The following is a 12,607-nucleotide window of genomic DNA, read 5'->3' on the forward strand; positions in this document are numbered from 1 at the left end:
CTCTCATTCCAATGCAATGGCCACCGAGCGAAAAGCAAATTGAATAGAGGTCAGGTTACTATCACGCTGAAATACGTTCCGTTTTCATTTCGCACAACGCCCAAGCATGCGCCCTCGTTTCGATTGACACAAAGTGAAGTTCACGCGCCGAAAATGTAATGGATCAGTATCCGGTACCACGTACGACAACACCGATTGTCGCGAAAATAATGCCCAGATCAGTACGCAAAGACAGTTGACCAGCATATGAAGTGTCAAAATCGGCACGGCTAGCAAAGCTACTATCGTTACGCTTAGACACCTGCCACAGGCCCGTTAGCCCTGGGCGCATGGAATAATAAGCTTTACCCGGATACAAACCTTTTTGCTCCGGCATCATCGGGCGTGGCCCAACGAGGCTCATTTCACCGATCAGGATATTCCAGAGTTGCGGCAGCTCATCCAATGATGTCTTGCGCATCAACAGGCCGATTTTAGTAACACGCGGATCGTTTTTGAGTTTTTGGGTTTCGTCCCATTCTCGCTTGGCAGCTGGATTGCGCGTCAGGTGATCGGCTAGCAAAACATGTGCATTAGGAACCATGCTCCGCAGTTTCCACATTGTGAACTCTTTACCGTCGCGGCCAATGCGCGTTTGTCCGTAGAACGGATTGTTTCCATCTCGTGCCACAAGCAACGCAAAGAACAACAGTGTCGGCATAACGATCGGTAAAGCCAGCAAAACCAGCACAACATCCAGAGTACGCTTGAAGAAACTTGAGTAAGCGTTCACCTGGTGAAAGCAATAAACCCCCTGTTCAGCCTGAACGATAATACGTCGCGATTCTTTCTGAATATCAGTATATTGAACTGTCACTTTTTTACTCACAAACACAAGAATCACAATGGATTCATACTCGTTACAACACGCTTACCAGCACTCATATCAGAACGAGGTCTCAAAATTATGGACGACCTCAATCATGGCAGAAACGTTACCACAACATGACGGTAACACATTTTGACTCGGTTCCACAAATAGTCATTACCCAAAAACCGAAAAATCTTGCAGCACTTTAACAATTCTACGTTCTGGGCGCCTTTAGTGTTTCCTATTTTGATACCCTTGTAGACTTATTAGGTTTTTGATCCCGATTTAAAGACAAAGAGGCAGTTGGGAATTCGACTACAGCAGACCTGTTTGAGCGCCAGTTGACGACCCGAACGAGAACTGCCGCTGTCTAGTGCAGACTACTCAAAAAAACACTGTGCTTTCGGGGTATTGTCTGGCCGGGCTACCAGAACCCCCTATCGAAACGTCTTGGCCCAAGAGGGGGGCTGCGGGCATGGTTGCGGAACGCCCCCTGGCCATTGCGATAGCCTCTCCGCAACCTGCAGACTTGTAAAGCAACCAGACAATAGGCTAAAAGTAATGTGTAGTAGGTTTAGAATGTCGAAAACGACGGAACGTAATACTTGTGCGTAGTTCTTAGGGGTAATGATTGAAATGTGTACAAAACAGACCGAAGTGGGTCTTGCCGCGGCTGTCCTTTTGCTGTTCGCGACGTGTGCGAGTGCAACAACCATAAACTTCGGCGTCAACCGCGGCTACGCCAGTGGATCCAATAGTTATTCCAGCACAGACGGGTCAGTAACAGTTGGGGTGGACGGTGTTAGGGTAAATAGCTCAGGCACAATCACCAGTACTGCGGAATTTTGGACCGCAAGTTGGGATGGGGACGACGACCGTAGTGGACTTGGTGTCTATGACTGCCGCTGGGAAAACTGGTGCACGGACAACCATTTGATTGATGGGCAGGGCCCTAACGAATTTGCGTTGATCGATTTCGGCGATCTGACAGTTGAAGTGACTTCCGTTCTTTTCTCATTTTGGGACAACCGCGATACGTTCGCTTTCGGCACCTATGAAAACTCTACACTTCCAGCCACAGCATTGATCCATGAAGAAAACCTGGGTTCCGGAGAATCTAATCCTTACACGCATTACTTTGGTGCTGGGGAGGTCACGGGTTCGATCATCGGGTTCGGTACTGACAGCTGGGATGATGACTTTAAACTGCAGAGCATTACGTTCAATGTTCTGCCATCAGTGCCGTTGCCTGTAGGCGTTGTGTTACTTTTGACAGGCCTATGTGGGCTTGGGTTGATGCGCCGACGTCGGCAATTCGCCTGATCAAACGCACGTATTTTGATTGAAACCCAACTCGGTAAAAAACTGGCTTATTCTTTGGCGCTTCAGTCGAGTTTTACATTTCAAGGTCGCATTCACTTAGACGGTACGCTCCACTGGTAGCATCTAACCCGTGCTACGGTTTTCGCAGAGGGCAAGGTCGCCACACGACCCCGTGACAGAGCGGATACGCGAAGTGATGGCAAGGCATTTGCATGCAAAATGAACCAAGACCTGAAACCAGGATGGCTTGGGCTGGCGCCTTGGCTATTTTGTCGATACTTTTCCTAAGTGCGGGAACAGTTCCGAAATTTGTCCCGCAACATAACGTATTGAGCGCTGGAGCACGTTTGATCGACAGTCTCGCTCCGGGGTGGCTTGTGCTAGCATTTCTGCTTGCATTGGCGACCCTTTGTCTGGGGCTTTGGCGCCTTGGAGCAATGCTGATACTAAGCACAGCATTGAGCAGCGGTCATCTGATTTGGCAGCATCGTGCCCTTAGCCTCCCATTCGCATCGGAGAAGCCAACTGATCTGAGGGTGCTTTTCTTCAATGTGCTAGACAGCAACCATGCCCAAGCGGAACAGATCGTGGCTGCCGCGTTGATGCAAGAGCCTGATCTAATGATATTTGCAGAGGCCAAAGCGATAAAAGCGGCTTTGCCTTTTCTTGGCCATCACTACACGCTTCTGTCGGATTGTACGCAAGATTCGTGCTCATTGGTCGTGGCGGCACGCAACGCCCCCAAGCGCTATTGGGCGTTGCAATTGAACGCAGCCTGGCTGGACCGCTATGCTGTTGTTGAGCTGGAACTAGAGAGAGACCGACATGTGTTTGTCTCAGCCGTTCATCTGCTCAAGCCCTGGCTGACCGGTCTGGCTGAGGTAGAGCACGAGAATCTGGTGGCGCAATATGATTGGTTCGATGCACCAGCCGTCGCGGTTGGCGATTTCAATGCCGCGCCCTGGAGCGGCTCCATGCTTGACCTTCTGGCTCGCACGGAATTTCGAACCTTACGACAACCTTTCGGAAGCTGGCCTGTTGGTTTGGGGCGCTTCGGTGTCCCCATCGATCATGTTCTCGTCCACAATGGAACGCGGGTGGTAGCAATGAAGGCATTCGGCGAGGGACTTGGCTCTAACCATCGCGGGTTCATTGCGGATATTGCCGTGCCGCAGACTAAAAGCTGATTTTTAAACGGGCTCACCGGACACACACGAGGCCTTTGTGAACGCCACAATGTATGACGTCGAAACGGGAGGCAAACTTGCAAGATTTCAATACATGGCCTATAAAATGAGAGGGTTTAATTTACGGGAAACGTTACGATACTACAGGCATTTGCGGGATTACGCGAGCGCGTCCAGCCTCCCATTTCTCTTGGTATTGGTTATTTTTCAACATTCCGTTCCTGCCGGATGCCAAGAGTGCTCCGCTCATCTGAGATCTCACCTCATGCGAGCTTAATATGGAAGCTTCTTCTCATGTCAATCTACAAGTTTTTTTTTCCCGCAAAATTCATGGACCGTTGTCTGCTTTTAGTTGGGTTCAATTGTATAATTCTGCTACGCTGCACTGTTCCGTATCCGTCGGTCGACCGGGCAGACTTGTATTCAGGAGATTAACAGTATGGAACCGGATCAGCTGAAAGACCAGCGCATACTCGCTGTCGATCTTGACGGGACACTGCTCCGCTCGGACATGTTGTTTGAAAGCTTCTGGTCGGCGACCAGCCGGGATTGGCGTGCGCCGCTGGGTGCGGCGTTGGCGCTTTTTGCGGGACGGGCGGCTCTCAAACGCGATCTCTCAAGACGAATGGACATTGACGTTGCAACGCTGCCCTATGATCCACAGGTGATCGACTACATTGAAAAATGGCGCTCGGATGGAGGGGCAGCTCTTTTGGTTACGGCTTCTGATGAGACGATTGCCCAAGAGATTTCCCAGCATCTTAATATCTTCGATGGCGTTCACGGCTCAGACGGGACTCGCAATCTCAAATCCAGCGCAAAAGCCGACTTTCTGAAGGATAAATTCGGGCTTGGCGGCTACGCCTATATGGGAGATGCCGAGGCAGACCTGCAGGTTTGGGAACACGCAAATAAAGCGATAACGGTAAACCTTCCTTCAGATCTTCGTGAACGCGTTGACACTTTGGGTGTAGAAGCTGAACATTTATCCACCACCCAACCCGGACTAAAGGACTATCTCAAGGCCATCAGGGTGCATCAGTGGCTGAAGAACCTTTTGGTCTTTTTGCCGATGTTGGCGGCCCACCAACTTGACGCAGTCACCATTCTGGATAGCTTTTTGGCCTTTGTGGTCTTTTCTATTGTGGCTTCCAGCATCTATGTTCTCAATGATCTGCTCGACCTACGCTCTGACCGGGCGCATCCTACGAAATGCAAACGCCCTTTTGCTGCCGGTACAATTCCGATCGCCCATGCAACCTATCTGATTACGTCGCTGATGGGGCTTGGTCTGATCCTGTCTCTGTTTCTTGGCGGATCCTTTATTGGGATTATGCTGCTTTATGTATTAATTACAACGCTTTATTCACTTTGGTTGAAACGTAAGGCAATCGTGGACATCGGCACATTAGCTACGCTTTATACGACAAGGATCATCGCGGGCGCAGTGGCAACAGGTATAACGATGTCGATGTGGCTACTAGCATTTTCAATTTTCTTTTTCCTTTCACTGGCGATTGTGAAACGGCAAGCCGAACTTATGGACAGTGCTGCGCGCGGCAAGCTTAAGGCTGCGGGGCGCGGCTATGTCGTGGATGACTTGCCCGTTCTGGTCATGATGGCTGTGGCGTCCGGCTATGTGTCTGTTTTGGTCATGGCGCTCTACATCCAGTCTCCCTCGGTCTCGGAGCTTTATGCAAACCCCAAATTCTTGGGCGCCATCTGCGGAATACTACTTTATTGGATTTCCCGAGTCATTTTGTTGGCGCATCGCGGACAGATGCACGAAGACCCGGTCGTTTTTGCTGCAAGAGATCGGCAAAGTCAGATCTGCGCGGTTTTGATTCTGATCGTTGCCGCTGGCGGGACGTTGTTGTGAGCGTCGTACGTATAGCGGCTCTCTATGCTCTGTTTGCCGTGATCGCGACCGTGATCAATCTCGGCGTCCAGAGGCTGGTTCTATCATGGCGCATTGATGCAACTGGTTTTGCGCTGGCAGTATTTTGCGGCACACTCGCGGGTCTCGTCGTCAAATATATTTTAGACAAACGCTGGATCTTTGCTGATTTCAGCACTGGAATAAAAGCGCACAGCCAGAAATTTACTCTCTATACACTCATGGGAATTGTTACGACCACGATCTTTTGGAGCACGGAAACAGCATTCTGGCTGATTTGGGAAACGCACACGATGCGCGAGCTTGGCGCTGTGCTGGGGCTCTCGCTAGGTTACGTAGTCAAATATGCCCTTGATCGGCGCTTTGTTTTTAAAGACTCCCAAAAGGTGGCAGCGCTATGACAGACCTTTCGGGATGGGGCGGTTTTCCCAAATTCTCCGGGGCGGTAACAGAGCCTGCAAGTGAGACTGCGTTGATCAAGGCTGTCACAGCGGGGGCGGTTATCGCGCGTGGTAATGGGCGGGCTTATGGTGACAGCGCAATCGGCTTGCACGGCACAATCAATATGCAAAAGCTCAACCACATGCTCAGCTTCGACCGACAAAGCGGCGTTCTGGTGGCTGAGGCGGGTGTTCTCCTCAGTGATATCATTACGGCATTTCTGCCCCATGGGTGGTTTCCATCGGTCACGCCGGGAACGAAATTTGTCACCCTCGGAGGCATGATCGCAGCAGATGTTCATGGCAAAAACCATCACAAAGATGGCAGTTTCCGCAACTTCGTAGATTGGCTAGATGTGATGGATGCCGACGGTGTCGTACATCGCTGCAACCGAAACGAGAAATCAGAACTGTTCGAGTGGACAATAGGCGGCATGGGGCTCACGGGCATTATCTTGCGCGCCGCTATCCGACTTAGGGCGGTGCCTTCTGCCTGGATACGGCAGACCGCGCAGGCCTTGCCCAATCTTGATGCTGTCATCTCTGCCTTTGAGGCTTCAGATGAAGCCACTTATTCGGTTGCCTGGATCGATTGCCTGCAATCTGGTGATGCGCTTGGGCGGGCTATTCTTATGCTGGGGGAACATGCCGTACCAGAAGAGCTGTCTGATGACGCCGCACGTTACCCTTACGAAACCCCGAAAAAGACACGGCGCAGCGTACCTATCGCGCCACCTTTCAGCCCGCTAAACGGACTGACGGTCCGGGCCTTCAATGCGCTTTACTACTGGAATGGCAGCCGCAAATCCGGGATCAGTTTCCTCGACTACGACGCGTATTTTTACCCGCTTGATGCCATCAATGGCTGGAATAAGATTTATGGGAGGCGCGGTTTCATGCAGTTCCAGTGCGTTCTGCCGCTGGAGACATCGCGCAAAGGGCTTGACACATTGCTCAAGGCAACCTCGCAGGAAAAAGCCGGTTCCTTTCTTGCTGTGCTCAAACGGTTTGGACCGCAGGATAGCGCCTTTTCCTTCCCCATGCTGGGTTACACACTGGCCCTCGACTTCCCCGCCACGCCCAGAATGATCGGGCTGATGCGAAAGCTGGACAGGATCACTTTGGAACATGGCGGGCGCTTTTATCTCGCCAAGGACAGCCGAATGAGCGCACAGACACTACACGCCTCTGATGCCCGTACAGAGCAATTTATGCACATGCGAGCTCAGCTTGGTGCAGCGGAAGCCTTTCAATCACAACAATCACAAAGGCTGGGTCTATGAGCAAAAGAACAGTTCTACTTCTCGGTGCGCGCTCCGATATCGGGCGTGCAACAGCGCATCGTTTTGCCAAAGAAGGGTACGATATCCAGCTTGCGGCACGTGAAAGCACCGCGCTGGAAAAGACGCGGACGGACATCGCCTTGCGTCACAACGTGGAAGTTAGCCTACACGACTTTGACGTGCTGGAGAGTGCCAAACTCATCGAGTTCGTCGACGCTCTGCCAGCCTTGCCGGACGTAGTAGTTTGCGCCGTCGGACTAATGGGGGATCAAATCGAGAATGAAAGCAACACCGAGGCCGCTACGCGTGTGATGCGAAGCACTTACGAAGGCCCAGCGCATATCCTGGGCCTGCTTGCGGAACGGTTCGATGTGCGGGGCTCTGGTCAGATTGTGGGCGTTAGCTCGGTGGCGGGCAACCGCGGACGGGCCAAGAATTACATTTATGGCTCCGCTAAAGCAGGTTTCACCGCCTATCTCTCAGGCCTGCGCAATCGGATGGCCAAACGCGGAATCCATGTCATGACAGTGCTGCCAGGGTTCGTGAATACACAAATGACCGCAGGTATGGATCTTCCGGAAAAGCTAACAGCCGAGCCGGAGGAGGTGGCCGAGGCCATCTTCAATGGCCTACGCAAAGGCCGAAACGTCATCTACGTGCGCCGCATCTGGTTTGTAATTATGGCGATTATTGGTGCGATCCCGGAAAGCATATTTAAGAAGTTGGATATTTAACATTTGGCACATATCGGTTGAAACTCACCATGACACTTAGAGATAAGATTTTTTGCATGACTCTGCCGGACGACGCAGTCGCGTACATTGCCGATATCCACTGGGATCGGGGACGTCTAAGTTCGAATCAATTCACTGACTTTGGTGATGAACAAAACAGCTGCGCGTCTCTGATTGCAGCTAGGAGTAGGCCTGAATGCGCATCGCCTATCTGATCAACCAATACCCAGCAAACAGCCATACCTTCATTCGTCGCGAGATCCGGGCGCTGGAAGACATGGGCGTTACAATCGAGCGTTTTGCGCTCAGAGGGTGGGACAGCGAATTTGTCGATCCGCTGGACCTCGAAGAACTGGCTCGGACCCGCCACACACTGAAAGACGGGGCTGGCAGGCTGATACTGGGGGCTCTGGGCTGGGGGCTGCGCCGTCCGAGCGCATTCTTGCGTGGCTTGAAGCTAGCGTTTTTGATGTCGAAGGGGGCCGTTCGCCCTTGGCCCTATCACCTGATCTACCTCGCCCATGCCTGCAAGATTGTGACCTGGCTTGAAAGGACGGAAGTGGACCATCTGCATGCCCATTTCGGCTCTAACTCGGCAGAGATTGCCGCTTTGGTAGAAGCGATAGGCGGTCCGAGTTTCAGCTTTACGACGCATGGATCCGAGGTTTTCGATGATCCTAAACGCCACGCACTCCCATTGAAAATAGACCGCTCGCGGTTTGCGGCAACGTCTTGCGCCTATATTGGTGGCCAGATGATGTATCATGTGCCCCCTGCACATTGGTCAAAGGTCAATGTTGTGCGATGCGGGCTGGCGGCCTCGGCCTTTGTCGGCGAGGCTGCACCGTTGCCAGATGTTCCGGTTTACCTGAGTGTTGGGCGTTTTAGCCCTGAAAAGGGGCATTTACTACTGATTGAAGCCTTTGCCGCCGTACATTCCGCCTACCCAGAGGCAAGGCTGGTACTGGCGGGTGACGGGCCAATGCGCGCGGCGCTGGAAGATAGGATTACTCAGTTAAATCTGGAACAGGCCGTGAGGATCACTGGCTGGGTGACATCAGATCAGGTGCGCAAAGAATTGCGCGGTGCCCGGGCGCTGGTACATCCGAGTTTCACAGAAGGCCTGCCCGTCGTGATCATGGAAGCCATGGCGGAGCGCCGACCGGTCATTTCAACGTTTATCGCGGGGATTCCGGAACTGGTCCAGGATGGGCGAACAGGTTGGTTGGTACCGGCAGGACAAGTCAAGGATCTGGAACAGGCGATGCTGGCCTGTGCAGAGATGCCCTCTGAAAAACTTGAGGTAGTAGGCCGAGCCGGTTTCGACCGGGTGCAAGCACGTCACGATGCGTCTGTCGAAGCTGCCAAGTTGAAAGTCTTGATTGAGGCCGTCGGATCATGAAAGCGCTTTTGAAACGTGGAGCGCTTATGGCGCTGACCACGCCACCGGTCTATGGGTTGCTGCGTCGTCGGGCACTAAAAGAGAACCCAGTGACAATCCTATGCTATCACACCCTCCGGCCAGCCAACGAGCAACTGGATGCATGGACTGTGCTGTCCGTCGAAGCGTTTCGCGCGCAAATCGATCTACTGCGGCGAGACTATGATATTGTTTCTCTGGACGATGCATTGGTTCCCACCGCTAGCGACCGCCGCCGCGCGGTGCTTACATTTGATGACGGAGAACTAGGGCTCTACGAGTACCTATTACCGATCATCCGGGCTGAAGCTCTGCCAGTGACTGTCTATGTTGCAACAAAACAAATCGAAACCAACCGGGCATTCTGGTTCGATCGGGTAATGAATGCGCTGCAGAGTGAAGGGACCACAAGGATCACGCTGGACGGCATTGGATCCTGGCAAATCGGGCCAAATGGCGGCAAACACCGTTGGGCTCAGATCGGCCCGGTACTAGAAGCGTTGAAAGCCGCAAACACCGCAAACAGAGACGCGCTGGCCGACAAAATTGTTGCGCAAACAGCTCAGGAGACCAAAGGCTTCACGCCGCTTCAACCTATGAGTCCCCTACAGTTGCAGGAGCTTTCGGCGGAGTCTCTCGTAACCATTGGATCACACACCCACAGCCATGAATTATTGGATCAGATATCGCTGCGCAATGCCGCTGCCAGTATCACGCAATCACGCGATCTTCTACAGGGCTGGACGGGGCAAGAAGTCTGCCATTTCGCCTATCCCAACGGAAACTGCACGCCCGGCTTGATGAAAACGCTTGATGATCTCGGCTTTGTCAGTGCTACGATCCTCGAAGACAGGCTTATGATGCCTGATGATCCAAGGCAAGCGCTGCCACGGATCGGTATAGGCCGGTATGATGGAATGGAGAGATTTCGACTGCGAATGATAGGGATGTGAAGCTTCAAACGGAACGAGTTCATTGTTAACGGCGGCAATATTAATGACACATTTTTCAGGCAATAGCGTTAGGCTATGACAGTTTTAACTGAGAAAACCACATTTCGCCTTATTGTGGCATCTTTGGTCTTGGGTATGGCTTATAGACTTTGGCCCATTGTGGCGGGCATGCCAGCGCTTGCCCAATTCTTCATGACCGAAGACGGCTATCTCATGCTGACCATCGCTCGTAACATGGCAATCGGTTTGGGGATGTCGGTGTCAGACGGCACAATTGCAAGCAATGGCGTTCAGCCATTGGCCACGTTCCTGTTTTCGATCCCGTATCTGTTGACCAATGGCGACAAGGTTTTGGGGCTGACCGGAGTACACCTGATCGCGGCAACCATATCAGTAGGAGGGCTTTTTGCAGTTCGCGCATTGGCGCGAGATTTGTTGCGGCGGCAAGACGACAATCCGCTTTGGCCGTGGTTCGTGGCCGCTCTGTGGTTTCTGGGACCTTTGTTGTTGTTTCATACAATGAACGGGCTTGAGACTGGGCTCTACACCGCAATAATCGCGCTAACGCTCGTTCTGTTCTGCAACGTGCTGGGACAGAGTCCGAGTGCAACCTTTGCGGACCGAATGATCCTGGGCGCATCCTGCGGCGTGACTTTCCTGGCACGCAATGACGGTGCATTCCTGGTGACGGCGATCTTCCTTGTCTGGGGTTTGCATAACTTGATCGTGACGCGAGACAGGTTTGTAAAAGTTATCGCCGATCTGCTTCCACCCGGCATACTGAGCCTGGTCATTGCCGCGCCATGGCTGATCAACAACTATGTAAACTTCGGCTCCATCGTGCCTGTCAGCGGAACGGCGCAAGCTTTGAGTGGAGGCTTTGCCAAACACGTCGATTTGTTGCCCGCAATCCTGTTTGAAAACACCTTTCCGATGCTACCGGTTCCGGCCGAAACGCAAATTACTCCGCTCTTTCAAATCATCGCAATTTCATTGGTTTTTCCTATTGTTTCAGTGTTCGTGGTCCAAACCTGGAAACGTGGAGGTCCGGCGCGATACGTAACTGTTGCATTCTTGATGTTCGCTACTACCCTCAGCGTATACTATGGGTTTTATTTCGGCGCTGGTTGGTTTCTGAGTCGCTATCTGGCCCCCATTGCGCCTTTCACCACTATCGCTGCAGTATCCGTTCTCTTGTCGATTGTGGGACGCATTGCGCCCGTGCGGCATACCGAAATATCCCGTTTTTTGGGTTTGGGAGCCTTGGTGCTGTGTGTTTGCCTTCTAGGCCGCTACCTGATGCCAGGAGTGCGCAACCAGGGACATTTTCAGGTTGTCGATTGGGTCACCGAAAACGTCCCCGCCGAAACTTGGGTTGGCGCCGCGCAAACAGGAACGGTAGGATACTGGCACGATCGGACAATCAATCTGGATGGCAAGGTCAACCCAACTGCGCTTCAAGCAATCCTCACTGACGGCCACATTTTGAACTACGTGCTCGAGAGTCCGATTGAAGTGTTGGCAGATTGGCGCGGCATTGTGACCTGGATGGACATCGCAAATCAGAGGGCCACAACCTTTTCCGATTCTTTCGAAATCATCGTACACGATCCCGCCCTGAATCTGGGCGTTCTGGAGCGGATCAAATGAAGTTTGACCCAAAATCACTTGAGAACATTCGCAAAGCACTTCTTGGCCCTGAAAGCGAGGATCTGATCCGTTTCATGCACGGTCTGGCACTTGAAACAGATCCAAAACTCCAAAGTTCCAGTCCCAGAGCTCAGGCCAGCGAATTGGAATGGCTTGGGGCAGACGGGTGTAGAACGGAACTTGGCATTTGCGCTGCGGATTCTTGCCGCGAGTACCAATTCTGGATCGAACGTGACAGGGCGCTGCCTTTCGAAGGTGCTGCACCTCAGCTCGAGATTCAGCGCTTTCGCGGACGACGCGTGCTCGAAATTGGGTCCGGCATGGGGACGAATTTGATGTCCTTTGCGCGACAAGGGGCAAAAGTGATGGGCGTTGAACCCGTCGAGGCCTATGTTCAGATGGGCACTATCTTCTGTGAGCGTGAAGGCATGGAACCTCCAGAAGTACGTCAAGGTGCAGCCGAGGCCTTACCGTTTGGCGATGGTGAATTCGATCTCGTCCTGTGCGTGTCGGCCCATCAATATTTCGATCTGACGCCAGCTTTTACCGAGATCAACCGTGTGCTAGCTTCCAACGGAGAGGCCATCATCATCGGGGGAACGCTTTGGCCTTATTTCTTTGGGACTGTTGTGGAGCTTGCCTCCAATCCGAGAAGCATGAAAGGTCTGACGATTACGACGCTTAACACGCTGAGCTATTCATGGCTGGGGCGGCGGTTGGTACCAGCTCGCAACGGATTTTCCACGTCCCGCCCGATTTACCCAGGACAGAGCGCGATGGCGCGGATGCTACGACAGGCTGGTCTGGAAAAAGCATCTCCACCCACGCCCGTCGGGACAGAAACCTGTTTTCATGTGAAATCTGAGTAAG

General features: G+C 52.6%; 11 protein-coding genes. 10 read left to right on the top strand and 1 reads right to left on the bottom strand.

Annotated elements, in window-relative coordinates; genetic code table 11:
• Positions 1 to 163 precede the first annotated feature (163 nt).
• Positions 164 to 868, bottom strand: coding sequence for a sugar transferase (locus ACR0B5_RS21595; RefSeq protein WP_480543346.1), 705 nt, complete (start codon positions 866 to 868; stop codon positions 164 to 166).
• A gap of 609 nt (positions 869 to 1,477) precedes the next feature.
• Between ACR0B5_RS21595 and ACR0B5_RS21600 the strand changes: the two genes are divergently transcribed.
• The 10 genes from ACR0B5_RS21600 to ACR0B5_RS21645 all read left to right on the top strand — a co-directional run bounded on the left by ACR0B5_RS21600 (position 1,478) and on the right by ACR0B5_RS21645 (position 12,606).
• Positions 1,478 to 2,173 (top strand): VPLPA-CTERM sorting domain-containing protein, encoded by a 696-nt coding sequence (locus tag ACR0B5_RS21600; protein ID WP_480543348.1) that lies wholly within the window; start codon positions 1,478 to 1,480, stop codon positions 2,171 to 2,173.
• 212 nt (positions 2,174 to 2,385) lie between these two features.
• A complete protein-coding gene (locus tag ACR0B5_RS21605; protein WP_480543350.1) occupies positions 2,386 to 3,360 on the top strand; it encodes an endonuclease/exonuclease/phosphatase family protein in 975 nt (324 codons plus the stop codon).
• 439 nt (positions 3,361 to 3,799) lie between these two features.
• On the top strand, positions 3,800 to 5,239 hold the full coding sequence (locus ACR0B5_RS21610) for a UbiA family prenyltransferase (RefSeq protein ID WP_480543352.1): 1,440 nt from the start codon (positions 3,800 to 3,802) through the stop codon (positions 5,237 to 5,239).
• The gene (locus tag ACR0B5_RS21615; protein WP_480543353.1) at positions 5,236 to 5,658 is read left to right on the top strand and encodes a GtrA family protein; all 423 of its coding nucleotides are present in this window, start codon (positions 5,236 to 5,238) and stop codon (positions 5,656 to 5,658) included. Before ACR0B5_RS21610 ends, ACR0B5_RS21615 begins: the two co-directional genes overlap by 4 nt.
• Entirely contained in the window at positions 5,655 to 6,980 is a 1,326-nt protein-coding gene (locus ACR0B5_RS21620) for an FAD-binding oxidoreductase (RefSeq protein WP_480543355.1), read from the top strand. Before ACR0B5_RS21615 ends, ACR0B5_RS21620 begins: the two co-directional genes overlap by 4 nt.
• Positions 6,977 to 7,714, top strand: a complete 738-nt coding sequence (locus tag ACR0B5_RS21625) for an SDR family oxidoreductase (RefSeq protein ID WP_480543357.1) — start codon at positions 6,977 to 6,979, stop codon at positions 7,712 to 7,714. The genes ACR0B5_RS21620 and ACR0B5_RS21625 overlap by 4 nt, the downstream gene beginning before the upstream one ends.
• A gap of 196 nt (positions 7,715 to 7,910) precedes the next feature.
• Positions 7,911 to 9,116, top strand: a complete 1,206-nt coding sequence (locus tag ACR0B5_RS21630) for a glycosyltransferase (protein ID WP_480543359.1) — start codon at positions 7,911 to 7,913, stop codon at positions 9,114 to 9,116.
• The gene (locus ACR0B5_RS21635) at positions 9,113 to 10,087 is read left to right on the top strand and encodes a polysaccharide deacetylase family protein (protein ID WP_480543361.1); all 975 of its coding nucleotides are present in this window, start codon (positions 9,113 to 9,115) and stop codon (positions 10,085 to 10,087) included. Before ACR0B5_RS21630 ends, ACR0B5_RS21635 begins: the two co-directional genes overlap by 4 nt.
• A gap of 624 nt (positions 10,088 to 10,711) precedes the next feature.
• Positions 10,712 to 11,737, top strand: a complete 1,026-nt coding sequence (locus tag ACR0B5_RS21640) for a hypothetical protein (protein ID WP_480543363.1) — start codon at positions 10,712 to 10,714, stop codon at positions 11,735 to 11,737.
• A complete protein-coding gene (locus tag ACR0B5_RS21645) occupies positions 11,734 to 12,606 on the top strand; it encodes a class I SAM-dependent methyltransferase (RefSeq protein ID WP_480543365.1) in 873 nt (290 codons plus the stop codon). The genes ACR0B5_RS21640 and ACR0B5_RS21645 overlap by 4 nt, the downstream gene beginning before the upstream one ends.
• Position 12,607 lies beyond the last annotated feature (1 nt).

Source organism: Ruegeria sp. AG1 (assembly GCF_056541705.1).

Excerpts from the sequence above, each read along its gene's own strand:
- ACR0B5_RS21600 (WP_480543348.1), top strand. The coding sequence starts at position 1,478 with ATGATTGAAATGTGTACAAAACAGACCGAAGTGGGTCTTGCCGCGGCT.
- ACR0B5_RS21605 (WP_480543350.1), top strand. The coding sequence starts at position 2,386 with ATGCAAAATGAACCAAGACCTGAAACCAGGATGGCTTGGGCTGGCGCC.
- ACR0B5_RS21610 (WP_480543352.1), top strand. The coding sequence starts at position 3,800 with ATGGAACCGGATCAGCTGAAAGACCAGCGCATACTCGCTGTCGATCTT.
- ACR0B5_RS21620 (WP_480543355.1), top strand. The coding sequence starts at position 5,655 with ATGACAGACCTTTCGGGATGGGGCGGTTTTCCCAAATTCTCCGGGGCG.
- ACR0B5_RS21625 (WP_480543357.1), top strand. The coding sequence starts at position 6,977 with ATGAGCAAAAGAACAGTTCTACTTCTCGGTGCGCGCTCCGATATCGGG.
- ACR0B5_RS21630 (WP_480543359.1), top strand. The coding sequence starts at position 7,911 with ATGCGCATCGCCTATCTGATCAACCAATACCCAGCAAACAGCCATACC.
- ACR0B5_RS21635 (WP_480543361.1), top strand. The coding sequence starts at position 9,113 with ATGAAAGCGCTTTTGAAACGTGGAGCGCTTATGGCGCTGACCACGCCA.
- ACR0B5_RS21640 (WP_480543363.1), top strand. The coding sequence starts at position 10,712 with ATGATCCTGGGCGCATCCTGCGGCGTGACTTTCCTGGCACGCAATGAC.
- ACR0B5_RS21645 (WP_480543365.1), top strand. The coding sequence starts at position 11,734 with ATGAAGTTTGACCCAAAATCACTTGAGAACATTCGCAAAGCACTTCTT.